Source organism: Achromobacter sp. GbtcB20 (assembly GCF_019091095.1).
Taxonomy (GTDB): Bacteria; Pseudomonadota; Gammaproteobacteria; order Burkholderiales; family Burkholderiaceae_B; genus Achromobacter; species Achromobacter mucicolens.
Genome location: NZ_JAGXJZ010000676.1, coordinates 1 through 255, shown reverse-complemented (window position 1 = coordinate 255; position 255 = coordinate 1). Strand labels below are relative to the sequence as shown.

Here is a 255-nt window from a genome sequence, read left to right as displayed (position 1 = left end):
CCTTCCTGGTCGGCGCCGTGCCTGCGGTCGTAGGCCAGCTCGACCAGCAACGGGAAATGGTCGGAACCGAACTTCGGCAGGCGCCGGATGAAGGAGAGGGTGAAGTGCTTGCTGTGGAACAGGTGGTCGAGCGGCCAGCGCAGGAAAGGAATGCCGGCGTGGAAGGTGTTGTACATGCCGCGTCCGATGCGCGGGTCGAGCAGGCCGCTGATCTTGCGGAACAGGCGGGTGGTCACCGACCACGCGACGTCGTTC

At 65.5% G+C, this 255-nt stretch carries 1 protein-coding gene; it reads right to left on the bottom strand.

Annotation, left to right across the window (positions count from 1 at the left end; translation table 11 throughout):
• On the bottom strand, positions 1 to 255 hold a 255-nt coding region (locus tag KVT32_RS30690; protein ID WP_371825649.1), incomplete at both ends, for an endonuclease/exonuclease/phosphatase family protein.